We start from the raw sequence: 22,321 nt of genomic DNA, 5'->3' as shown, positions 1-22,321 counted from the left end.
TCTGCTGCCACGTCCGAAGCCTATGTTGTACCGCCGGTAACTTTCGTTCTCCCGACCCCTACCCATCGGTACGGAGCTGCTCTACGCTCCCATTGCGCCAGTGTTTACTGGCAGAGTCCAATGCGATGCCTGGAGGCTGCGGGATGGCCGAGCACGAGCACGTACGGGTGGCGGTGATCGGATCCGGGTTCGGCGGACTGGGCGCGGCCGTGCGCCTGCGCCGTGAGGGGATCACCGACTTCGTCGTCCTGGAACGGGCGGACAGCGTGGGCGGGACCTGGCGGGACAACAGCTACCCCGGGTGCGCCTGCGACGTACCGTCCCACCTGTACTCCTTCTCCTTCGCGCCCAACCCCGACTGGCCGCGCACCTTTTCGGGGCAGGAGCACATCCGCGTCTACCTGGAGCGCATCGCCGACGTCTTCCACCTGCGGCCGCACCTCCGGTTCAACTCCGAGGTCAAACTGTTGACCTGGGACGCGGAGAAGCTGCGCTGGGACATCGAGACCAGCAGTGGCTCGCTGTCCGCCGACATCGTCGTCTCCGCCACCGGGCCGCTGTCCGACCCGAAGGTTCCGGAGATTCCGGGGCTGGACTCCTTCCCCGGCAAGGTGTTCCACTCGGCCCGCTGGGACCACGACTACGACCTGCGCGGCAAGCGGGTCGCCATGGTCGGCACCGGCGCCTCCGCCATCCAGATCGTGCCGTCCATCCAGCCCCTCGTTTCGAAGCTGACCCTCTTCCAGCGCACCCCGCCGTGGGTGATGCCACGCGTCGACCGGGCCATCGGCGGAGCCGAGCGGTGGCTGCACCGGCGGCTGCCCTTCACCACGCAGGCCCGGCGCGGACTGCTGTGGGGCATCCGGGAGTTGCAGGTCCAGGCTTTCACCAAGCACCCCGACGAGCTCGGCCTCGTCGAGCAGCTCGCCAAGCGCAACATGGCCCGCGCCGTCAAGGACCCGGCCCTGCGCGCCAAGCTCACCCCGGACTACCGGATCGGCTGCAAGCGGATCCTGCTGTCCAACACGTACTATCCGGCGCTCGTCCGGCCCAACGTGGACGTCGTCGCGGGCGGGCTCACCGAGGTGCGCGGCTCGACCCTCGTCGCCGCCGACGGGAGTGAGGCCGAGGCCGACGCGATCGTCTTCGGTACGGGCTTCCATGTGACCGACATGCCCATTGCCGAGCGGGTGGTGGGGGCGGAGGGCGTGACTCTGGCGGAGAGCTGGAAGGGCGGGATGGCTGCACTGCGCGGGAGCGCCGCCGCCGGCTTCCCCAACTTCATGACGGTCATCGGGCCCAACACCGGCCTCGGGAACTCCTCCATGATCCTGATGATCGAGTCCCAACTGAACTACATGGCCGACTACGTGCGCCAGCTCGGCGTCCTCGGCGGCCGGTCCGCACTCGACGCCCGTCCGGGTGCCGTCCGGGCCTGGAACGACAAGGTGCAGGAGCGCATGAAGCGCACGGTGTGGAACACCGGCGGCTGCACCAGCTGGTACCTGGACGCGAACGGCCGCAACACCACCGTCTGGCCCGGTACGACCACCGAGTTCCGGCGCGCGACGCGGCGCGTGGACCTGGCGGAGTACGAAGTGCTGCGCGCGCCCGCCCGTGAGGGTGGCGCGTCGGCACTCGAGGGCGCGCAAGTGGAGGTGGAGGCGTGAGTCGTCTGACGCACGTCACCTCAGGCCCCTACGCGCCCCCCGCCCCCGCACACGAACTCACCGCGGTTTCCGCCGACGGGGCACGTCTGCACGTCGAGGTGCACGGCCCCGAGAACGCGCCCACCGTCGTCCTCTCGCACGGCTGGACCTGCTCGACCGCCTTCTGGGCCGCGCAGATCCGGGACCTGGCCGCCGATCATCGCGTCATCGCTTACGACCAGAGGGGGCACGGGCGCAGCCCCGCGAGCCCCGCGTGCACCACCCACGCGCTGGCGGACGATCTGGAAGCGGTGCTCGCACACACCCTCGCGCCCGGCGAGAAGGCCGTGATCGCAGGCCACTCCATGGGCGGGATGACCGTCATGGCCGCGTCCGCGCGCCCCGGTTTCCGGGAGCACACGGCTGCCGTCCTGTTGTGCAGCACGGGCGCTTCACGGCTCGTGGCCGAGGCGCGCGTCCTGCCACTGCGCGCCGGGCGCGTACGCACCTGGATCACGGGGCGCATTCTGGGTTCGCGCGCCCCGCTCGGACCGGTCACGCCCCTCGCCAGGCGCATCCTCAAGTACGCCACGATGGGCGCCGGTTCCGCCCCGCACATGGTGGAGGCGTGCGCGCGGATCGTGCACGCCTGCCCGCGCGCCGTGCGCGGCGCCTGGGCGAGCGTGCTGGAGCGCCTCGACCTCGACCACGGTGTACGGGAGTTGACGGTGCCGACCGCGGTGGTCGCCGGCACCGCCGACCGGCTCACGCCACCGGTGCACGCGCGGGCGCTCGTCGCCGCACTACCGGCGTGCGTCGGCCTGACCGAGTTCCCCGGACTCGGCCACATGACCCCCGTCGAGGCCCCCGAGCTGGTCACCGCGAAGATCCGCGAACTCGCCGCGACGTACCTGACGAACACGACTGACACGACTGACACGACCGACGCGGTGGACGCACACGTCAAGGAGGGCGCATGAGCAGGGTCAGCCTCGAGGGGCAGGTCGCGGTGGTCACCGGAGCCGCGCGCGGCGTCGGGGAGTTGCTCGCGCGCAAGCTGTCCGCGCGCGGAGCGAAGGTGGCGCTGGTCGGTCTGGAGGAGGACGCGCTCAAGGCGGCCTCCGCGCGGCTGCACAGCGAGAGCGACCACTGGTACGCCGACGTCACCGACCACGAGGCGATGACGCGGGTCGCCCAGGAGGTCAAGGAGCGCTTCGGCAAGGTCGACATCGTGGTGGCCAACGCCGGGGTGGCGACGGGCGGTCCGTTCGTCGATTCCGACCCGGTGGCCTGGCGGCGGGTGATCGAGGTCAATCTGATCGGCTCGGCGGTGACGGCCCGGGCGTTCCTGCCGGTGCTCGTCGAGAGCCGCGGCTATCTGCTGCAGATCGCCTCGCTAGCCGCGATCACCCCGGCGCCGATGATGACGGCGTACTGCGCGTCCAAGTCCGGTGTGGAGGCGTACGCGCACAGTCTGCGCGCCGAGGTCGGCTACCAGGGGGTGCGCGTCGGGGTCGGGTATCTGTCATGGACCGACACGGACATGGTGCGCGGCGCCGACCAGGACGACGTGATGCGGGAGCTGCGGCAGCGGCTGCCGTGGCCTTCCAACAAGACGTACCCGCTCGGTCCCGCGGTGGACCGGATCGTGGCCGGGATCGAGCGCCGGTCGAGCCATGTGTACGGGCAGTGGTGGCTGCGCGGCATGCAGGGCGTGCGCGGTTATCTGCCGGCGCTCATCGGGACCGTGGGGCAGCGGGAGATGCGGCGGTTCGCACCCCGGCTGCAGGGCATGAGTACCGGACTCGTCGGCGCAGGTGGGGAGGCCGATGAGCAGGAGCGCGCTACGCACCGTAACTGATCGACATGCGCTCCGTGTTGGCCCGTGTGAATCTGGTCGAGGCCCCACCGAGGGCCGGACGGGCCCCATCAGGGGCCGATCCCCAGATCCCCACGGGAGTGAACCCACATGGGTATGAAGGACCAGTTCCAGGAGAAGTCCCAGCAGGGTAAGCAGAAGTCGCAGCAGGCCAAGGAGCAGGCCAAGCAGCAGACCCAGCGCGGCCGCCAGCAGCGTGACGAGGCGTCCGAGCGCATCCACCGCGAGGACGAGGACCGTCTGAACCAGGACTACGACGCCTGACGTCAGCAATCCGGAAGAAGGGGTGCCCCCGAGGGGGCACCCCTTCTCACGTCTGCGCGAGCGGTGTCGGCTCAAGCCCGGGGCGGCAGCTTGGGCCGCGACCGGTCCGGTACGTCGCTGTAGTCCGGCGGGGTCGCCGCGGGCTGGTCGGTCAGGAGATCCAGGACCAGTTGCACCGCGTCGTCCATCTCCACGTGCCGGCCCTCCGCCCAGTCCAGGGGTGTGCGCAGGATCTCCAGGTCGGGGGCCACGCCGTGGTTCTCGACGGACCAGCCGTACGCGTCGAACCAGGCCGCGTTCATCGGCACCGTGATCACCGTGCCGTCGCCGAGCTTGTGCCGCCCGGTGATGCCGACCACGCCGCCCCAGGTGCGCTGCCCGACCACGGGGCCGAGCTTGAGCAGCTTGATCGCCGCCGTGATCATGTCGCCGTCGGAGGAGGTCGCCTCGTCGGCCAGGGCCACGATGGGTCCGCGGGGTGCGTTCGAGGCGTACGAGACGGGCTGGGCGTTGCGCGTGAGGTCCCAGCCGAGGATGGAGCGGGTCAGCTTCTCGACGACGAGTTCGCTGATGTGCCCGCCCGCGTTGCCGCGCACGTCCACGAGCAGCGCGGGCCGGGACACCTCCTTGCGCAGGTCGCGGTTGAACTGGGCCCAGCCCGAGCCGCCCAGGTCCGGGATGTGCAGATAGCCGCACCGGCCGCCGCTCAACTCCCGTACGACCTGGCGGCGTTTGGCCACCCAGTCCTGGTAGCGCAGCGGCCGTTCGTCGATCAGCGGGACCACGGCCACCCGGCGGGCCCGGCCGGCCTCGCCCTCGGCCGGAGTGAAGGTCAGCTCCACCGTCGTACCGCCCGAGCCCGCGAGCAGCGGGAACGGACCGGTCACCGGATCCACCGGCCGTCCGTCGACGTGTGTGAGCACTGTGCCCTCGCGGATGCCCGTGCCGGCCAGCGGGGAGCGGGCCTTGGAGTCGGAGGAGTCGCCGGGCAGGATCCGCTTGACCATCCAGCAGCCGTCCCGGCACACGAGGTTGACGCCGAGCAGACCCTGGTAGCGCTGATAGTGGGGCGGGCCCTCGTTGCGGCGGGCGGCGGCCACATAGGCGTGGGAGGTGCCGAGTTCGCCGAGGACCTCGCGCAGCAGGTCGGCGAACTCGTCGGGCGAGGCGACCCGTTCGACCAGCGGGCGGTACTGGTCGAGCACCCCGTCCCAGTCGATGCCGCACATGTTCGGATCCCAGAAGTAGGACCGGATGAGCCGGCCGGCCTCCTCGTAGGCCTGGCGCCACTCGGCGCCGGGGTCGACCTCGTGCAGGATGCGGCGCAGGTCGATCCAGGTCGTCGAGTCGCTGTCGCCGGCCTCGGTGGAGGGCACGGCGCGCAGGTCACCCTCGTCCATGACCACCAGGCGGGTGCCGTCGCCGCTCACCGTGAACCAGTCGAGATGGCCGACGAGTTCGGACTTCTTCGCCTTGGTGAGGTTGAAGTACTCCAGGGTCGGGCGCTCGCTGGGGTCGCTGGGGTTGGCGAACGTCTCGCCCAGCGCGCCGGAGATCGGCCAGCGCAGCCAGACCAGGCCGCCGCCCGCGACCGGGTACAGCGCCGAGTACTTGGAGGCCGTGACCGGGAACGGGGAGACCCTGCTCTCCAGTCCCTCGACCTCCACGGTCACCGCGCCGCCCTCGCCGGTCTCCTCGTCCTCCACGGGGTCGAGGCCGCCGGCGGCGGGCCGACCCTCCGGGTTGAGGGCGAAGGGGGAGGGGGTGGCCGAGGACAGCGGGACGAGGTACGGGCGGCAGCCGAGCGGGAAGGACAGGTCGCCGGTGTGGACGTCGTACACCGGGTCGAAGCCGCGCCAGGACAGGAAGGCCAGATAGCGGCCGTCCCGGGTGAACACGGGGTTCTCGTCCTCGAAGCGGCCGTCGGTGACGTCGACGATCAGCCGGTCCCCCTGCCCCGCCTGCCCGCCTTGTCCGATCCCGGAGATGCGGGCCAGCTTGATCTGCCGCAGCGAGCGCCCGATTCCCGGATGCGACCACGCGAGCCACGTCCCGTCCGGGGAGAATGCCAGGTCGCGCACGGGCCCGTTGATGGACCGGATCAGCTCGGTGACCTCTCCTCCCCCAGACTTCGTCCGGGAGGTGCCCCCAGAGTCCTCGGTGGCGTCCAGGAGCAGCAGCCGGCCGTCGTGCGCGGCGATGGCGAGGCGTTCGCCCAGCGGGTCCGAGACCAGTTCCAGGACCCGGCCGAGCTCGCCGGAGGCCAGCCGGCGCGGCTCGCGGTCGCCGCTGGCCCGGGGCAGATAGGCGATCTCGACCGCGTCCTCGCCCTCCGCGTCCGTGACATAGGCGACCTGCCCGGTCGAACCCAGCATCTCCGGAAGCCGGACCCGTACACCCGCGGTGTCCGTGATGGTGCGTGCCGGGCCGTCGCGGTGAGTGAGCCAGTACAGGCTGCCGCGTACGACGACGGCGCTGGCCCGGCCCGTCTCGTCGACCGAGAGGCCGTCCACGTGCTGGGCGGCAGGCACCTGGTACCTGCGGCGGCCCGCGCGGGGGCCTGACAGCCGTACGTCGAGCCTGCGCGGCACGGAGTTCGGGGACAGGTCGTCGACGATCCACAGGTCGCCTGCGCACTGGTAGACGACGCGGGTGCCGTCGCTGGAGGCGTTGCGGGCGTAGAAGGCGTCGTGGTCGGTGTGGCGGCGCAGGTCGGAGCCGTCGTACGCGCACGAGTAGAGGTTGCCGACGCCCTCGTGGTCGGAGAGGAAGGCGATACGGCCACCGACGAACAGGGGCGAGGCGAGATGGCCGCCGATGCCGTCGAGCAGCCGCTGCCCGTGCAGCCACAGCCGGCCCATGGCGCCGCCGCGGTAGCGCTTCCAGGCGGTCGGTTCGTGCGGCGGGGTGCCCGTGAGCAGCAGGGACTTGCGTTCGCCGTCCAGGTCGGCGACCTGGATGTCGGAGACCGGGCCCCAGGGGAGCTTGCGGCCGGGATCGCCGTCGGGAGTGACCTTGTAGGCCCAGGAGAAGTAGGAGAAGGGCTGGTTGTGGGAGGCGACGGCCAGGATGTCACCGTCCGGGGTCCAGCCGCACACGCGCGTGTCGCCGCTTCCCCAGTACGTCAGCTGCCGCCCCGGTCCGCCGTCCACCCCGACCAGATGGATCTCGGGCACCAGGCTGCGCCAGCTCGTGTACGCGATCTGGCGGCCGTCGGGCGAGAAGCGGGGGTGGCCGGTCTTGGTGCGGTCGACCGTGAGCCGCCAGGCGCGGCCCGGGGCGTCGAGGGGGGCCAGCCAGAGGTCGTCCTCGGCCACGAAGCTCAGCAGGTCGCCGCTGAGGTGCGGAAGGCGCAGATAGCTCACATTCCCATGCTTTTCCGGGTGATGAGCCCCAGCAACTTATACGGAATTGACGGACGTGACCCAGCACACGTACGAAACGGTTTCGTTTCGCAGAGGCCTGCGCTACATTCGTCATGTACGAAACCGTGTCGTTCGGAGAAGGGAAGGGTGAGTGACATGGCTGAGACCGCAACGGCGCGGCGCAGTCGCATCACGCCCGAGCGCGAGGCCGAGCTGTACGAGGCTGTGCTCCACCTGCTCCGAGAGGTCGGCTACGACGCCCTCACCATGGACGCCGTCGCCGCCCGCACCCGCTCCAGCAAGGCCACCCTCTACCGCCAGTGGGGCGGCAAGGCCGAACTGGTCGCGAAGGCGGTGCGGCACGACAAGCCGGGCGGTCCTCTCGACGGCGTCGACACCGGATCACTCAAGGGCGACCTGTACGCCCTCACGATGCGGTCGGACGACTGCGAGATGGAGCAGAACTCCGCGCTCATGCGGGGCCTGGCCATGGCGATGCACGCCAACCCGGACCTCCTGCGGGCGTTCAGGGAGCATCTCATCGAGCCGGAGATGGCGATGTTCCGTCGTGTGCTGCAGCGGGCGGTCGACCGGGGCGAGGTCCGTGCGGACAACCCGGCGATCGACTACATCGTGCACATGATGATCGGCGCCTTCGCCGCCCGGACGCTGATCGACGAACAGCCGCCGACGCAGGCCTTCCTGCTGTCGTACATCGACGCCGTTGTCCTCCCCGCCCTCGGCGTGCGCACCGGCTGACCCACCCGAACCACCTGAGCACCCCCCTCACCAGCCCCACCTGACGTCACCGCTCACGTCGTCGGGCCGATCACCCCTGTCACCCAACGGGCTGATCACCCCTGCCCTGAACACCCCACGACTGACCGGGAGTACGCCCTCGTGGCCACGTATCTGTACAAACTGGGCCGACTCGCCTTCAGGCGACGGCACTTCGTCGCCCTCATCTGGGTGGCGCTGCTGACGCTGGCGGGCGTCGGCGCGGCGAATGCCCCCGCGGCCGGCAACACGTCCTTCTCCATCCCCGGTACGGAGGCGCAGAAGGCCTTCGACCTGCTGGAACAGCGCTTCCCTGGGATGAGCGCCGACGGCGCCACCGCCCGGGTCGTCTTCAAGGCGCCGAGCGGCGAGAAGATGACCGACGCCGGCAACAAGGCGACCGTGAAAGCGACCGTCCAGGAGCTGAAGGACGGTTCCGAGGTCGCCTCCGTCGCCGATCCCTACACCGGACACGCCGTCAGCAAGGACGGAACGATCGCCTACGCCTCGGTGAAGTACGACGTCTCCGGCATGGAGCTGAAGGACTCCTCGCGCGAAGCCCTCGAGAGCGCCGCGCAGGACGCGCGGGACGCCGGGCTGACCGTCGAGGTCGGCGGTGACGCGCTCAGCGCCGCTCCCGAGACCGGGGCCACCGAGGTCATCGGCATCGCGATCGCCGCGGTCGTCCTCGTCATCACCTTCGGCTCGCTTCTCGCCGCCGGACTCCCGCTGCTCACCGCCCTGATCGGCGTGGGCATCGGCGTCTCCACCATCACCGCGCTCGCGAGCACCCTGGACCTGGGCTCCACCACCTCCACCCTGGCGTCGATGATCGGCCTCGCCGTCGGCATCGACTACGCGCTGTTCATCGTCTCCCGCTACCGCGCCGAACTCGCCGAGGGCCGCGAGCGCGAGGACGCGGTCGGGCGGGCCGTCGGCACCGCCGGCTCGGCCGTGGTCTTCGCGGGCCTGACGGTCGTGATCGCCCTGGTCGGCCTGTCCGTGGTCAACATCCCGATGCTGACGAAGATGGGCATCGCCGCCGCGGGCACGGTCGCCATCGCGGTGCTGATCGCCCTGACGATGATTCCCGCGCTGCTCGGCTACGCGGGTCGCAAGGTGAAGCCCGCGGGCCAGAAGAGCAAGCTGCTGGGCGGCGGGCGCACGGCCGCTGGTAAGCACTCGAAGCCGAACATGGGCACCCGCTGGGCGAGCTTCGTCGTACGACGCCCCGTCGCCGTCCTCCTGCTCGGCGTCGTCGGCCTCGGCGCCGCCGCCGTCCCGGCCGCCTCCCTGGAACTGGGCCTGCCCGACGACGGCTCCCAGCCCACCTCGACCACGCAGCGCCGCGCCTACGACCTGCTCTCCGAGGGCTTCGGTCCCGGCTTCAGCGGCCCGCTCATGGTCGTGGTCGACGCACAGGGCAGCGCCCACCCGAAGACCGCGTTCGCCAAGGTCGGCGACGAGATCAAGGGCCTCGACGACGTCGTGACGGTGACCCCGCCCGCGCCGAACAAGGCCGGCGACACCGCGACGATCACCGTGATCCCCCAGTCCAAGCCGTCCTCGGCGACCACCGAGGACCTGGTCCACGCGATCCGTGACAAGGGCGCCGGGATCACGGCCGACACCGATGCAAAGGTCCTGGTCACCGGCTCGACGGCGATGAACATCGACGTCTCGCAGAAGCTGAACGACGCGCTGATCCCGTATCTGACCCTGGTGGTGGGCCTCGCCTTCCTCCTGCTGATCGTGGTCTTCCGCTCGATCCTCGTCCCGCTGAAGGCGGCCCTCGGCTTCCTGCTCAGCGTGCTGGCGGCCCTCGGCGCCGTGGTCGCGGTCTTCCAGTGGGGCTGGCTGTCCGGCCTGCTGGGCGTCGAGGAGACCGGCCCGGTCATGTCGATGATGCCGATCTTCATGGTCGGCGTGGTCTTCGGTCTCGCCATGGACTACGAGGTGTTCCTCGTGACCCGGATGCGGGAGGCCTTCGTCCACGGGGAGAAGCCTGGCCAGGCCGTGGTGACCGGCTTCAAGCACGGCGCCCGGGTCGTCACCGCCGCCGCCGTGATCATGATGGCCGTCTTCTCCGGCTTCATCGGCTCCAGCGAGTCCATGATCAAGATGATCGGGTTCGGCCTCGCCATCGCCGTCTTCTTCGACGCCTTCATCGTCCGGATGGCGATCGTCCCGGCGGTGCTCGCCCTGCTCGGCAGGCGCGCCTGGTGGCTGCCGAAGTGGCTGGACCGCGTCCTGCCCAACGTCGACGTCGAGGGCGAGGGCCTGCGCAGCCGCGACGACGACCGCCCCCGGGACGAGGACCGGGAGCTGGTACGCGCCTGACGCGCGGCGCACGAAGGACCGGCCGGTGAGGGATCCGTGGGGACGGGGCTGCCCTCACCGGCCTCTTCATGCCGTAAACCCGCTCGCCTGGCACTTACACCGACCGCTAGCGTGCCCTCCATGACGACGACAGCCGCCACTGACGCCGACGCCGAGGGCTCCGGAGCCCACCCCCTGTTCGCGGCCGCCCTGGACGCACGCGGACTCGATGAACTCCACGCGCGCGTACGGCGCTTCCCGGACGCCACCCGTACCGCCGCCGAAGCCGCCGCGGCCATCGGCTGCGAGCTGGGCCAGATCTGCAAGTCGCTGATCTTCGCGGCGGACCGTGTGCCCGTGCTGGTGCTGATGGACGGGGCCTCCCGCGTCGACGTGGAACGCGTCCGCGAGGAACTCGGCGCCGAGAAGGTCGTACGGGCCTCCGCCGACGTCGTACGGGAATTCACCGGGTACGCGATCGGAGGCGTGCCGCCCTTCGGGCATCGCCACACCACACGCGTCCTCGCCGACCGGTCGCTCCTCGCGCACGATGTCGTGTGGGCCGCCGCCGGGAACCCGCACGCCGTCTTCCCCATGGAGCCCAAGCAACTCGTCACCCACGCCGGTGCCGCTCTCGTGGATGTCCGCGAGCGCGCTTCGTGACGCCGACGGTCACTGCGGCCGTCCTCCTAGCCGCGGTCACCCATGCCAGCTGGAACGCCATCGCCCACCGCATCACCGACAAACTCGTCGCCTTCACGCTGATCCTGGCCGGCGGGGTGCTCATCGGGCTGGCCATGGCACCCTTCGTGGCGCTCCCGGCGGCAGGGGCGTGGCCGTACCTGATCGCCTCGGCGGGCATCCATCTCGTGTACGTCGTCCTGCTCATGACGTCGTTCCGGCTCGGCGACTTCGGCCAGGCCTACCCCATCGCGCGCGGCACCGCCCCGCTCGTCGTCACCGTCTTCGCGGCCGTCTTCGCCCACGAGGTGCCCGACCGCTGGGCCGCCGCGGGCATCGCGCTCGCCTGCGCCGGGCTGACCGGGGTCGCCCTGTGGGGGCTGCGCGGACGCCGGCCCGACTGGGCGGCGATCGGGGCGGCGCTCGCGACGGGGTTGTCCATCGCCTCGTACACCGTCGTCGACGGGCTCGGGGTGCGCGCCTCGGGCTCCTCCGCCGGGTACACCGCCTGCCTGATGGTGATCCAGGGCGTGGCCGTCCCGGCGTACGCCGTCTGGCGCTGGCGGGGACGGACGGCCGCCGTGCTGCGCCCGTTCGCCGCCCTCGGGCTCTTCGGGGCACTGCTGTCCGTCTCCGCCTACGGACTGGTGCTGTGGGCCCAGACCCGGGACGAACTCGCCCCGATCTCCGCGCTGCGGGAGTCCTCGATCCTGGTCGGCGCCGCCATCGGGGCGGTGTTCTTCAAGGAGCGGTTCGGCGTGCCGAGGATCGCGGCGGCGGGCCTGCTGGTCGTCGGGATCGGGCTGATGCTGCACTCCGGATAGGCGCGTCGCGCCACTTGTGCGCCGCACGGGCCGTCGTACGAGAAGCTGGGCCCAAAGCGCCGTACGAGAACAGGAACCGACGAATGACCGACAAGCTCACCGTGAGCGTCCTGGGCACCGGCATCATGGGGGCCGCCATGGCCCGCAACATCGCCCGGGCCGGACACAACCTGCGGGCCTGGAACCGTACCCGCGCCAAGGCCGAGCCGCTGGCCGCCGACGGCGCGTACGTCGCCGACACCCCGGCCGAGGCCGTCCAGGGCGCCGACGTCGTGCTGACCATGCTGTACGACGGTGGCACGGTCCTGGAGGTCATGCGCGAGGCGGCCCCGGGACTGCGCCCCGGCGCCGTCTGGGCGCAGTCGACCACGGCCGGGATCGAGGCGATCCCCGAAATGGCGGGCTTCGCCGAGGAGCACCGGCTGGTCTTCTACGACGCTCCCGTGCTCGGCACCCGCGCGCCCGCCGAGGCCGGACAGCTCACCGTCCTGGCCGCCGGTCCGAGCGAGGGCCGGGAGAAGGTCGCGCCGGTCTTCGACGCGGTCGGCGCCCGCACCATGTGGACCGGCGACGACGCGGCGGCGTGCACCGCGACCCGGCTGAAACTGGTCGCCAACAGCTGGGTTCTCGCGGTCACCGCCGCCACCGGTGAGGTCCTCGCCCTCGCCCAGGCCCTCGGCGTCGACCCGGAGAACTTCTTCGACCTCATCGCCGGCGGTCCGCTCGACATGGGCTATCTGCGGGCCAAGGCCGGACTCGTCCTCGAAGGGCGGCTGACGCCGGCCCAGTTCGCGGTGGCCACCGCCGAGAAGGACGCGCGGCTGATCGTGCGGGCGGGGGAGGAGAGCGGGGTACGGCTGGACGTCGCCGCCGCGGCCGCCGAGCGGTTCGCCCGGGCCGCGGCGCAGGGCCACGCCGACGAGGACATGGTCGCCGCGTACTTCGCCAGCTTCGACGAGCAGCCCGCCTCCTGACACCGGCCGGGGCACGGCCCGGCAGCCGACGTGACGTCCCGGGCGGTGAGGCGCACCCTGGTAGCAGCGGTTTTGGAGGTGGTCGTCATGATGCACACCGCAGTGGGATGGCACATCGAGATGGAGTTCCTGGAGGACGATCAGCACACGCGGGCGGTGGCCATGGTGCGCTTGCCCGACGGCTCGGAGGTGCGGGCGCACGGCCATGCGAGCCGGCACCACACCGACTCCAATCAGCCGCGGGTCGGCGAGGAAGTGGCAGGTGCCCGCGCCCTCAACGAACTCGCGATGGAGCTGTTGACCAAGGCCCACCTGGAGATAGACGCGGAGTCCGGACGGACCTCGCACCCGATCCACGTGTGAACGGCCGTGCCCCGTCGGTGCGGACGGCTACTGCTGTGCGAGAGCCGTCCGCACCGCCCTGACCAGCGCCTGGGCGCGCGGGTCCGCCATCACGCTCTGGCGGAAGCCGTTGGTGACATAGCCGAAGGCGATCCCCGAGTCGGGGTCGGCGAGGGCGAGGGCGCCACCGCGGCCCGGGTGGCCGAACGAGCCAGGGGACAGCAGCGGCGACGCCGTGCCGTGGAGCATGTAGCCGAGGCCGAAGCGGGTGCCGACCACCAGGACGCGGTCGGGCCCGGCGGACTGCTCGGCGCGGGCCAGCCGGACCGTCTCAGGGGTGAACAGCCGCTGGCCGCCGTCCACCTCGCCGATCAGCGCGGCGTAGAAACGGGCGAGACCGTCGGCGGTGGCGATGCCGTTGGAGGCGGGCAGGGCGGCCGCCCGGTAGGCGGGGGAGTTCTCGTCCGGGAGCGGGGTGATCGCGGCGAACGCGCGGCGCGTCAGGGACTCGGGGTCGGCGTAGGCCTCCGCGACGGACCGCTTGGGGCGGGTCTTGAGCGCGCCCTCCGCCTCGGGGACCTCGGCCGGGCCGACGCGGCCCACGCGCGCGTGCTCCGACTCCGGCAGACCCAGCCAGAGGTCCGCGCCGACCGGCCGCGCGATCTCGGCGGCGATCCACTCGCCGACCGGGCGGCCGGTGACGCGCCGCACCAGTTCGCCGGTGAGCCAGCTGTACGTCTGCGCGTGATAGCCGTGGTCCGTGCCCGGCTCCCACACCGGCGCCTGCGCGGCGACGGCCGCGGCGCCCAGGTCGGGGTCGGCGGCTTCCTCCGGCGTCAGCGGCCGGTCCAGCACGGGGACTCCGGCGCGGTGCGCGAGCAGATGCCGAACCAGCGTCCGCTCCTTGCCTGCCGCCTTGAACTCCGGCCAGTACGCGCCCACCGGCGCGTCCAGATCCAGCTCCCCGCGCTGGTGGAGGAGCAGCAGTACGGCGGCGGCGACGCCCTTCGTCGCGGAGCGCACGATCTGGGAGGTGCCCTGCTCCCACGGCGCGGTGCCGTCGATGTCCTTCGTGCCGCCCCACAGGTCGACGACCTTGTGCCCGTCCCGGTAGACGGCGACCGCCGCGCCCCGGTCCCCGAGCAGCTCGAAGTTGCGCACGAACGCCTCCCGGACGGGCTCGAAGCCCCCGGCCACCGTGCCGGTCACGACAGTGCCGCTCACGCCCGTACTTCCCTTCGGCTCGCCTTCGACAGCGGGTGCAACATCAGCTGTCAGCCTGCGATTCCTTCGTTTCGCTAGCCGAGGAGGATCGTTACGTCGATGTTGTCTCGCGTGGCGTTCGAGTACGGGCACACCTCGTGGGCCGCGTCCACCAGCTCGGTCGCCACGTCCTTGTCGAGGACCGGCAGGGAGACGCTCAGGGCGACCGCGAGGCCGTAGCCGCGGTGCTTGTTGGGGCCGATGCCGACCTTCGCGGCGACCGTGGAACCGGTCAGGTCGTAGCCCGCGCGATTGCCGACCAGGATCAGCGCGTTGTGGAAGCAGGAGCTGTAGCCCGCGGCGAACAGCTGCTCAGGGTTGGTGCCGTTGCCGTCGCCGCCCAGCGCCGGCGGCATCGCGACCTTGAGGTCGATCTGGCCGTCCTGGCTGGTGACGTACCCGTCCCGGCCGCCGTGCGCGGTGGCCTCGGCGACGTACATGATCTTCGTCGGGCGGGTGTCGACAGTGGCGCCGTCAGTCATGGTGGGGCTCCCCAGAAACAAGTGCGCACAAATACATCGTGCACAAGGTACTGGCCGGTAGGGAGGCGGTCGACACCCGGGGTGGTGACTGGGGGTAACGCGGGGGCGCCGGTGTGCGGGACTTGGGACACCGGCGTGTGAGATGTGGTGCGCGCGAGCGTGTCACGTCAGTCGACGGCGCGCGTGATGTGGGGTGCGCGAGCGTGCAACCCCGGTCACTGGCTCGCGATCTGCGGCGGGCGCGGGCGCGTAGCCCTGGTCACCGGCGCGCGATACGTGAGGTGCGCGGGCGCGTAATCCTGGTCACCGGCGCGCGTGACCTGGTGCGCGCCAGCGCATAACTTCAGTCACCGGCGCGCGGCGGCGGCCTCCGCGCGTTCCGTGAGCCGCCACAACTCCTCGCGCAACCGCGCCACCTCCGGGGCGCCGAGCCCCGTCGTCGTGAGCAGGGCGCCGGGTACGCGCGCCGCGCGCTCCCTCAGTTCCTCCCCGCGCCCGGTGCACGCGACGAGCACCGAGCGCTCGTCGTGGGCCGCGCGCTCCCGGCGCACAACGCCAGCGCCCTCCAGCCGCTTGAGCAACGGCGAGACCGTGCCGTAGTCGAGCCGGAGCGCGGCGGCCAGGTCCTTCACCGTCGTCTCGCCGCGCTCCCAGAGCACCAGCAGGACCAGGTACTGCGGGTAGGTGAGACCGAGTTCGTCGAGCAGTGGGCGGTACGCGGCGGTCACCGCGCGCTGAGCGGCGTACAGCGCGAAGCACAGTTGGTCGTCGAGCAGCAGCGAACCGGCGACCCCTTGTTCGTCTTGACGCGTCACGCGCCCATTGTCACGGACACGCGGGGACGACCGTCACGTAAACGCGTTACTCGCGCCCCCGACTCCTCACGCGCTCCCCGTGGCCGTCGTCACGGACCGCGGGTCGAAGCCGAAGGGGAGTTCCAGGCGATGGGCCCGCATCAGGGTGTCGTCGGAGAGCAGGCCTCCGGTCGGGCCGTCCGCGGCGATCACGCCGTCGCTCAGGATCAGTGCGCGGGGGCACAGTTCGAGCGCGTAGGGCAGGTCGTGCGTGACCATCAGGACGGTGACGTCCAACGAGCGCAGAATGTCGGCCAGTTCGCGCCGGGAGGCCGGGTCGAGGTTGGAGGAGGGCTCGTCCAGGACGAGGATCTCCGGCTCCATCGCCAGGACGGTCGCGACGGCGACCCGGCGGCGCTGCCCGAACGAGAGGTGGTGAGGCGGACGGTCGGCGAAGTCCCCCATGCCGACGCGGTCCAGCGCCGTACGCACCCGTTCCTCCAGCGCGGCCCCCTTCAGTCCGGCGGCCGCCGGACCGAACGCCACGTCCTCGCGCACGGTCGGCATGAACAGCTGGTCGTCCGGGTCCTGGAAGACGATGCCGACCTTCTGCCGGATCTCGGCCATGTGCTTCCTGCCGACCGGCAGCCCGGCCACGGTCACGCTCCCGGCGCCGCCGCCGAGGATGCCGTTGAGGTGCAGCACGAGCGTGGTTTTGCCGGCGCCGTTCGGGCCGAGCAGCGCGACCCGCTCGCCGCGTCCGACGCGGAAGTCCACGCCGAACAGGGCCTGGTGCCCGTCGGGGTAGGCGTAGGCGAGGCCGGAGACCTCCAGGGAAACAGTGCTCACAAGACCCGTACTCACAGGACCCATCCCAGCAGACAGACGACAAGGGCGGCGAAGGGGAGGGCGAGGGCGTATGACCACTCGGCCCGGGACGCGGTCACCTCGTCGATGACCGGCATGGAACCGGCGTACCCGCGGCTGACCATGGCCAGGTGCACGCGCTCGCCGCGTTCGTAGGAGCGGATGAACAGCGCGCCGGCCGACTTGGCGAGCACGCCCCAGTGCCGCACGCCCCTCGCCTCGAAGCCGCGCGACTCCCGCGCGATCCGCATCCGGCGCATCTCGTCGGTGATGACGTCGCCGTAACGGATCATGAAGGACGCGATCTGGACGAGCAGCGGCGGCAGCTTGAGACGTTGCAGGCCGAGCAGCAGTTCGCGCAGTTCGGTGGTGGCGGCCAGCAGGACCGAGGCGGCGACGCCCAGCGTGCCCTTGGCGAGCACGTTCCAGGCGCCCCACAGCCCGTTGACGCTCAGCGACAACCCGAGCACGTCCACCCGCTCGCCCTCCGCCACGAACGGCATGAGCACGGCGAACGCGACGAACGGCACCTCGATCAGCAGCCGTTTGAGAAGGAAACCGGCGGGCACGCGCGCGTGGAACGCCACTAGCGCGAGCAGCGCGGCGTACAGCGCGAACGCCCACATCGCCTCCCGCGGCGTCGACACCACGACCACCACGAAGGCGAAGACGGCGGCGAGCTTGGTGTGCGGCGGCAGTGCGTGCACGGGCGAGTGCCCGTGCCGGTACAGCCGGTGCGCGTGCCCCGCCCCCATGTCAGGCGCCCGTGCCCGTGGCGGAGAGGTCCTGCGTACGGCGTCTGCGCACCGCCCAGAACACCGTGCTGCCCGCGACGACGGTGACGCCGACACCGATCACGCCCGCAAGACCGCCGGACAGACGGGCGTCGGAGACGTCCTTGACGCCGTAGCCGGCGAGGGGGGAGTCGTCCGATGCGTGCTGCGCGGTCTTCGCGTCGATGCCCTTGTCGTGGGCGACCTTCTCTAGGCCGTCCGGGCTGGCGGAGGCGTAGAAGCTGACGAACCCGGCGAGCACGAGCGAGGTGACGAGCCCGGTGATCCACAGCTTGCGGTGCGATCGGGCGGCGGTGGGGACGGGGTGGGCCGAAGCCGCGTCGACCAGCTCGCCGTTCACCCGCAGCTTCAGGCGCTGCTGGAGGCCCCGGGCGCCGTACACGAGGTCGGGGCGTACGGCGATGACGGCGCCGACGGTGAGCGCGGTGATGGCCGCCTCGCCGATGCCGATGAGGACGTGGACGCCGATCATCGCCGTGGCGACCTTGCCGAGGGCGACGTCGGTGGTGCCGCCGACCGCGTACAGGAGCGTGAAGACGAGGGCCGCGGCCGGCACCGAGAGCAGCGCGGCGACGAAGGAGGCCACGGTCACCGACCGCCGCCCCCGCGGGAGGACCTTGACCAGGGTGCGGAATACGGCGTACGCCACGACGGTCGTCACGATCGCCATGTCGGTGATGTTCACGCCCAGTGCGGTCAGTCCGCCGTCCGCGAAGAGGATGCTCTGCATGAGCAGGACGACGGACACGCACAGGACACCTGTGTAGGGGCCGACGAGGATGGCGGCGAGCGCGCCGCCCAGCAGATGCCCGCTGGTCCCGGCCGCGACCGGGAAGTTCAGCATCTGCACCGCGAAGATGAACGCCGCGACCAGGCCGGCCAGTGGCGCGGTGCGCTCGTCGAGTTCGCGGCGCGCGCCGCGCAGGCTCACGGCGAGGGCGCCGGCGGCGACCACTCCGGTGACGGCGGAGGTGGGGGCGTCTATGAATCCGTCAGGTACGTGCACCGTTTGATTTTAGAGGCTTGTTGCGAACCTTTTGCAAGAGCGAGCGGGTCGTATTTCGCATGAGCAGGATCCCCCTTTCGAAGGCCGCAATCCGGAAAATATGCGACATTAGAGAGGAAGCGGTTGCACAGCTTCAGCAGAGGTAACGCAGCGTTAGGGGCTTGCTGATGTCTGTTATCGAACAGTACGCACGCGCCCACATCATCACGGACGAGGATCTGACGGACCCCGGCGCCGTTCCCGTCATCCTGCGCTACGACCCCGAGACCGACCCGCGGTCGGTGCGGGTCGGTCTGCCCGAACCGCTGCCCGGGCCGCACGAGTGGACTTTCTCGCGCGCGCTGCTCGAACAGGGGCTGCGCGCCCCGGCCGAGAGCGGCGACGTACGGGTGTGGCCGCTGGGCCGTGTCCAGGCCGTGATGGAATTCCACTACGCGCACGGCGTCTCCGTCGTGCAGTTCGAGTCGAAGGCGCTGCTGCGCTTCCTCAGGCGCACCTATATGGCCACGGAGCCGGTGGCCCGCTGAACCGAGAAGGTCAGCCGCCCGCCCTGAGCAGCGCCGCCACGATCGGCCCGGCCGTGTCCCCGCCGTGGCCGCCCGCCTGGACCACGCCCGCGGCCGCGAGGTCCCCGCGGTAGGCGGTGAACCAGCCGTTGGGCTTCTTCTGGCCGTCGACCTCCGCCGAACCCGTCTTGGCGCCGTAGTCCGGGCCCAGGCCCGCCATCGCCTTGGCCGCCGTGCCGTACGCCGCCGTGTACTGCATGACTTCCTTCAGCTCCGCCTGCGTCTTCGACGACATGGTGCGCGAGGCCTTGGCCAGCGTGCGGTTGTCCACCGTGGGTGACACCAGGTACGGCTGGTGGAAGACGCCCGTGTCCACGGTCGACGCGACCGACGCCATGTTCAGCGGGTTCATGCGCACCCCGCCCTGCCCGATCAGTGAGGCGCCCATCTGCGCGCCGCTCTGCACGGGGATCGCGCCGTCGAAGGTGGGGACGCCGATGGCCCAGTTGTTCATGCCGAGGCCGTAGACCTGCTGGGCCTCCTTCGTCAGGTCGCTGTCGGACAGCTTCGGCGCGAAGTTGATGAAGGCGTTGTTGCAGGAGGCCCCGAAGCTCTGCTCGAACGTGCCCTGCTTGATCTCGGAGTCGGCGTCGTTGTGGAACGTCCAGCCGGCCAGCTTGTACGTCTTGGGGCAGGGGTGCGAGGCGCTCGGAGTGACGAGCCCCTTCTCGAACAGCATCGTCGACGTCACGATCTTCATCGTGGAGCCGGGTGCGAGGGAGCCCTGGAAGGCGGTGTTGAAGCCGTGGGAGTTGTTCGCGACGGCCAGGATCTCGCCGGTCGACGGGCGCATGACGACCACCGCGGCCCGCGGCTTGTTGGCCACCTGCTGCTCGGCGGTCGCCTGGAGGGCCGGGCTCAGGGTCGTCTTCACCGTGCCCGGCGTGCCCTCGGTCAGCGCCAGCAGCGTCTTGTCGGACAGCTTCGCCTTCTCGGACGCCTTGCCCCGCACCACGCGCAACTCGACGCCCGCCTTGCCGCCGGCGATTTTGCCGTACTTCTCGCGCAGCCCGTCCAACACCGGGGCCAGCGAAGGGTACTTGGCTGCGGTCAGCTCCCCGCCGTCGCGGTCCAGGGCCGTGACCGGCGGGGTGCCGGACTCGCCGGTGACCAGCGTGTCGCCGTCCTTGAGGTCCGGGTGGACGACGGTGGCGTGCCAGTCGACCAGCGGCTTGCCGTCGGCCTTGTTCCTGACGACGGTGAGCGCGCTGTCGTACGCCAGCGGCTTGCTGATGCCCTTGTACGACACCGTGGCCTTCACGGAGAAGGGCACCTTGTCGCCGGTGCGGGTGCCGGGGGTGAGCGTGACGCCCGTGAGGTGGGCGTCCTTGGCGTAGCCGGTGAGCAGTGCGGCGGCGGCGCTCGCGTCGTCGGTGGCGGCCGCGGCCTGCGTGACCCGGCCCTGCTGCCAGGCGGTCAGGAAGCGCGTGGAGGCGGTCCGCACCTCGAGCGCGGACAGCGGGCCGGTCTTCACCCGGGCCTCCGCGGCGGACCTCGTCCGCGCCTGGTCGTCGGCCGAGGCTCCACTGCCGTACAGCGCGTAGACGCCGAACCCGGCACCGCCGACGACCGCGGCGATCACCCCGCCGACCACGAGGGGTCTGTTCTTCGGTCGCTCGGCGACGCGCCTTCTCTTGCCCACTGCCTGTTCCTCCGCGAATTCCCCAGGGTCCCCGCTGCCCTCGTAGCCTCACGCTCCTCAACGACGGCATCCACCCTAGAGTCCCGTCCTGCAAGGGTGACGTCAGCCACCAGTCCGTAGCACAGCTGCGACAATCGGCCCGGCCGCGTCGATGCCGTGACCGCCGTCCTGGGTCATGGCCGCCGCCGCGATGTCGTTGCGGTAGCCGGTGAACCAGCTGTTGGACTTGGCCTGTCCGTCGACCTCCGCGGAGCCGGTCTTCGCGCCGTAGTCCGGGCCCAGGCCGGACATCACGCCGGCCGCGGTGCCGCTGGTCGCGGTGCGGTTCATCATCGCGCGCAGTTGCTGGACGGTGTTCGCCGACAGCCCACGCGCGCGTGCGCGTTCGCGGTTGTCGAGGCTCAGCGGCACGACGATCGGCTGCCGGAAGGTGCCCGTCATCGCGGTCGCCGTCACCGACGCCATGTTCAGCGGGTTCATCTGCACCTGGCCCTGGCCGATCAGGTTGGCCGCGGTGTCCGGGCCGCCGGAGGCGGGAACGGAACCGTCGAAGGACGGGATGCCGGTCTGCCAGTTGTCCCGCCCGAGGCCGAAACGATCCTCCGCCTCCCGCGTCAGCGAGTCCACCTCCACCGCGTCCGCGTACTTCACGAACGCCGTGTTGCAGGAGCGGGAGAAGCTGTCGGAGAGGGTGGCGTTGAGGTCCGGCTTCATGTTCTTGAGGTTGTGGAAGGTCTGGCTCTCCGAAATCGCGTAGGGGGGGCAGGGGGCCGGGCCGTTCATCGACGTGATCCCGTTGTCGATGAGCGTGGCCGCGCTGAGGATCTTCATCGTGGAGCCAGGGGCCAGCTTGCCGAGGAAGGCCGCGTTGAAGCCGTCGTCGCGGTGGTTGGCGATCGCCAGCACCTCTCCGGTGCTCGGCTTCACGGCGACCACGGACGACTCCGTGTACTTCTTCACCGCCGTCTCGGCCGCCGCCTGCGCGGTCGCGCTGAGGGTCGTCGGCAACCTGCCCGCCTTGCCCTTGGCGAGGGTGAGCAGCGGGGTGTCGGCGGCTGCGTCGGCCTCGTGCCGGATCGACAACTCGATTCCGGGCGTACCGCCGGCCTTGTCGCCGTACTTGCTGCGCAATTCGTCCAGGATCGGGCCGAGCGACGGATACTTCTCCTTCGTCAGCACGGTCCCGTTGCGGTCCACCGCCTCGATCGGCGGGCTCGCCGACTCGCCGGTGACGAGCGTGTCGCCCCGCTGCAGCTGCGGATGGACGACGGACGGCTGCCAGTCGACGAGGGGGCGGTGCGTGGTCTCGCCGCGTACGACCGTCAACTCGCTCTTGTAGTCGAGCGGCTTGGACTTCCCGTCGTACGACACCGTCGCCTTGACCGTGAAGGGCACGGTGGTACCGATCGGCTTCGCCGGCGTGATGTGCACCTTGGTGATGCGCGCCTCCTGGCCGAAAGCGTTCAGCAGCGGCCCGGCGTCCGCGGCATTGTTCGTGTACGACGCCGCCTCGGTCCCCTGCCCCTTCGCCCAGGCGGCGAAGAACTTCCGCGTCGTGTCCTGCACTTCGGAGCTGCTGGGCGGGCCGGTCTTCACGGCCGGGGCGCTGTTGCCCACCAGGCCTCCTCCGTCGCCGTTCAGCGCGGACAGGATGTTGTACGCCCCGTACCCGGCCCCTCCCACCAGAACCGTGCACACACTGCCTATGACAGCGGCTTTGGCCCCCCTGCGCATGACGTGAACCCCTCCCCGTCGCCCCGCGTTGGCCTTCGCACTGTAAGTGACGTGGGAGTGAGACGTGAGGGGTGTTGTCGGATCTTGTCCGAACGGCGA

General features: G+C 71.0%; 20 protein-coding genes. 11 read left to right on the top strand and 9 right to left on the bottom strand.

From position 1 onward, the window contains the following. The first annotated feature begins 143 nt into the window (after window positions 1-143). The 4 genes from ACFYXB_RS27620 to ACFYXB_RS27605 all read left to right on the top strand — a co-directional run bounded on the left by ACFYXB_RS27620 (window position 144) and on the right by ACFYXB_RS27605 (window position 3,792). Entirely contained in the window at window positions 144-1,670 is a 1,527-nt protein-coding gene (locus ACFYXB_RS27620; RefSeq protein WP_389586892.1) for a flavin-containing monooxygenase, read from the top strand. Beyond that, a complete protein-coding gene (locus ACFYXB_RS27615; RefSeq protein ID WP_389586890.1) occupies window positions 1,667-2,629 on the top strand; it encodes an alpha/beta fold hydrolase in 963 nt (320 codons plus the stop codon). Before ACFYXB_RS27620 ends, ACFYXB_RS27615 begins: the two co-directional genes overlap by 4 nt. Next, window positions 2,626-3,510, top strand: a complete 885-nt coding sequence (locus tag ACFYXB_RS27610) for an SDR family oxidoreductase (RefSeq protein WP_389586888.1) — start codon at window positions 2,626-2,628, stop codon at window positions 3,508-3,510. Before ACFYXB_RS27615 ends, ACFYXB_RS27610 begins: the two co-directional genes overlap by 4 nt. 108 nt (window positions 3,511-3,618) lie before the next feature. Then, complete coding sequence (locus tag ACFYXB_RS27605) at window positions 3,619-3,792, top strand: hypothetical protein (protein ID WP_351344777.1); 174 nt, start codon at window positions 3,619-3,621, stop codon at window positions 3,790-3,792. 71 nt (window positions 3,793-3,863) lie between these two features. Here ACFYXB_RS27605 and ACFYXB_RS27600 read toward each other — a convergent pair whose 3' ends face one another. After that, entirely contained in the window at window positions 3,864-7,157 is a 3,294-nt protein-coding gene (locus tag ACFYXB_RS27600; RefSeq protein ID WP_389586886.1) for a S41 family peptidase, read from the bottom strand. Window positions 7,158-7,313: 156 nt separating this feature from the next. Here ACFYXB_RS27600 and ACFYXB_RS27595 point away from each other — a divergent pair, with 156 nt between their 5' ends. The 6 genes from ACFYXB_RS27595 to ACFYXB_RS27570 all read left to right on the top strand — a co-directional run bounded on the left by ACFYXB_RS27595 (window position 7,314) and on the right by ACFYXB_RS27570 (window position 13,095). Then, window positions 7,314-7,916, top strand: coding sequence for a TetR/AcrR family transcriptional regulator (locus ACFYXB_RS27595; protein ID WP_389586884.1), 603 nt, complete (start codon window positions 7,314-7,316; stop codon window positions 7,914-7,916). 141 nt (window positions 7,917-8,057) lie between these two features. Further along, window positions 8,058-10,274, top strand: a complete 2,217-nt coding sequence (locus tag ACFYXB_RS27590) for an MMPL family transporter (protein WP_389586882.1) — start codon at window positions 8,058-8,060, stop codon at window positions 10,272-10,274. A 120-nt stretch (window positions 10,275-10,394) separates the two neighbouring features. After that, window positions 10,395-10,916 (top strand): YbaK/EbsC family protein, encoded by a 522-nt coding sequence (locus ACFYXB_RS27585; RefSeq protein WP_389586880.1) that lies wholly within the window; start codon window positions 10,395-10,397, stop codon window positions 10,914-10,916. Further along, a complete protein-coding gene (locus ACFYXB_RS27580; protein WP_389586878.1) occupies window positions 10,913-11,758 on the top strand; it encodes an EamA family transporter in 846 nt (281 codons plus the stop codon). The genes ACFYXB_RS27585 and ACFYXB_RS27580 overlap by 4 nt, the downstream gene beginning before the upstream one ends. Window positions 11,759-11,772: 14 nt before the next feature. Beyond that, window positions 11,773-12,732: an NAD(P)-dependent oxidoreductase gene (locus ACFYXB_RS27575; RefSeq protein WP_351344759.1), complete on the top strand. Its 960-nt coding sequence runs from the start codon at window positions 11,773-11,775 to the stop codon at window positions 12,730-12,732. An 87-nt stretch (window positions 12,733-12,819) separates the two neighbouring features. Continuing rightward, on the top strand, window positions 12,820-13,095 hold the full coding sequence (locus ACFYXB_RS27570; protein ID WP_351344756.1) for a DUF1876 domain-containing protein: 276 nt from the start codon (window positions 12,820-12,822) through the stop codon (window positions 13,093-13,095). 27 nt (window positions 13,096-13,122) lie between these two features. Here ACFYXB_RS27570 and ACFYXB_RS27565 read toward each other — a convergent pair whose 3' ends face one another. The 6 genes from ACFYXB_RS27565 to ACFYXB_RS27540 form a co-directional block, all read right to left on the bottom strand. Then, window positions 13,123-14,298 (bottom strand): serine hydrolase domain-containing protein, encoded by a 1,176-nt coding sequence (locus ACFYXB_RS27565; RefSeq protein ID WP_389586875.1) that lies wholly within the window; start codon window positions 14,296-14,298, stop codon window positions 13,123-13,125. Between the two features lie 74 nt (window positions 14,299-14,372). Next, window positions 14,373-14,819, bottom strand: coding sequence for an organic hydroperoxide resistance protein (locus ACFYXB_RS27560; RefSeq protein ID WP_351344750.1), 447 nt, complete (start codon window positions 14,817-14,819; stop codon window positions 14,373-14,375). 347 nt (window positions 14,820-15,166) lie between these two features. Continuing rightward, window positions 15,167-15,634, bottom strand: a complete 468-nt coding sequence (locus ACFYXB_RS27555) for a MarR family winged helix-turn-helix transcriptional regulator (protein WP_389586873.1) — start codon at window positions 15,632-15,634, stop codon at window positions 15,167-15,169. Between the two features lie 66 nt (window positions 15,635-15,700). Further along, window positions 15,701-16,486 carry an energy-coupling factor ABC transporter ATP-binding protein gene (locus ACFYXB_RS27550; protein WP_389586871.1) on the bottom strand — a complete coding sequence of 262 codons (786 nt, stop codon included), beginning with the start codon at window positions 16,484-16,486 and terminating at the stop codon, window positions 15,701-15,703. Next, complete coding sequence (gene cbiQ / locus ACFYXB_RS27545; RefSeq protein WP_351344741.1) at window positions 16,474-17,235, bottom strand: cobalt ECF transporter T component CbiQ; 762 nt, start codon at window positions 17,233-17,235, stop codon at window positions 16,474-16,476. Before cbiQ ends, ACFYXB_RS27550 begins: the two co-directional genes overlap by 13 nt. Before the next feature lies 1 nt (window position 17,236). Further along, window positions 17,237-18,280: an energy-coupling factor ABC transporter permease gene (locus ACFYXB_RS27540; RefSeq protein WP_389586869.1), complete on the bottom strand. Its 1,044-nt coding sequence runs from the start codon at window positions 18,278-18,280 to the stop codon at window positions 17,237-17,239. 167 nt (window positions 18,281-18,447) lie between these two features. Between ACFYXB_RS27540 and ACFYXB_RS27535 the strand changes: the two genes are divergently transcribed. Continuing rightward, a complete protein-coding gene (locus tag ACFYXB_RS27535) occupies window positions 18,448-18,807 on the top strand; it encodes an SsgA family sporulation/cell division regulator (protein ID WP_389586867.1) in 360 nt (119 codons plus the stop codon). Between the two features lie 10 nt (window positions 18,808-18,817). On the opposite strand, the gene ACFYXB_RS27530 is transcribed toward ACFYXB_RS27535, so the two are convergent. Then, on the bottom strand, window positions 18,818-20,488 hold the full coding sequence (locus ACFYXB_RS27530) for a penicillin-binding transpeptidase domain-containing protein (RefSeq protein WP_389586865.1): 1,671 nt from the start codon (window positions 20,486-20,488) through the stop codon (window positions 18,818-18,820). Between the two features lie 102 nt (window positions 20,489-20,590). Then, window positions 20,591-22,222 carry a penicillin-binding transpeptidase domain-containing protein gene (locus ACFYXB_RS27525; protein WP_389586863.1) on the bottom strand — a complete coding sequence of 544 codons (1,632 nt, stop codon included), beginning with the start codon at window positions 22,220-22,222 and terminating at the stop codon, window positions 20,591-20,593. Window positions 22,223-22,321 lie beyond the last annotated feature (99 nt).

Source organism: Streptomyces sp. NPDC002619 (genome assembly GCF_042889305.1).
Classification (GTDB): Bacteria; Actinomycetota; Actinomycetes; order Streptomycetales; family Streptomycetaceae; genus Streptomyces.
This window is presented reverse-complemented; position numbering and strand designations above follow the sequence as displayed.

Bases quoted from the DNA above. Each gene is read 5' to 3' on its own strand.
- ACFYXB_RS27620 (WP_389586892.1), top strand. From the start codon at position 144: ATGGCCGAGCACGAGCACGTACGGGTGGCGGTGATCGGATCCGGGTTC.
- ACFYXB_RS27610 (WP_389586888.1), top strand. From the start codon at position 2,626: ATGAGCAGGGTCAGCCTCGAGGGGCAGGTCGCGGTGGTCACCGGAGCC.
- ACFYXB_RS27605 (WP_351344777.1), top strand. From the start codon at position 3,619: ATGGGTATGAAGGACCAGTTCCAGGAGAAGTCCCAGCAGGGTAAGCAG.
- ACFYXB_RS27595 (WP_389586884.1), top strand. From the start codon at position 7,314: ATGGCTGAGACCGCAACGGCGCGGCGCAGTCGCATCACGCCCGAGCGC.
- ACFYXB_RS27585 (WP_389586880.1), top strand. From the start codon at position 10,395: ATGACGACGACAGCCGCCACTGACGCCGACGCCGAGGGCTCCGGAGCC.
- ACFYXB_RS27570 (WP_351344756.1), top strand. From the start codon at position 12,820: ATGATGCACACCGCAGTGGGATGGCACATCGAGATGGAGTTCCTGGAG.
- ACFYXB_RS27560 (WP_351344750.1), bottom strand. From the start codon at position 14,819: ATGACTGACGGCGCCACTGTCGACACCCGCCCGACGAAGATCATGTAC.
- ACFYXB_RS27550 (WP_389586871.1), bottom strand. From the start codon at position 16,486: ATGGGTCCTGTGAGTACGGGTCTTGTGAGCACTGTTTCCCTGGAGGTC.
- cbiQ (WP_351344741.1), bottom strand. From the start codon at position 17,235: ATGGGGGCGGGGCACGCGCACCGGCTGTACCGGCACGGGCACTCGCCC.
- ACFYXB_RS27535 (WP_389586867.1), top strand. From the start codon at position 18,448: ATGTCTGTTATCGAACAGTACGCACGCGCCCACATCATCACGGACGAG.
- ACFYXB_RS27525 (WP_389586863.1), bottom strand. From the start codon at position 22,222: ATGCGCAGGGGGGCCAAAGCCGCTGTCATAGGCAGTGTGTGCACGGTT.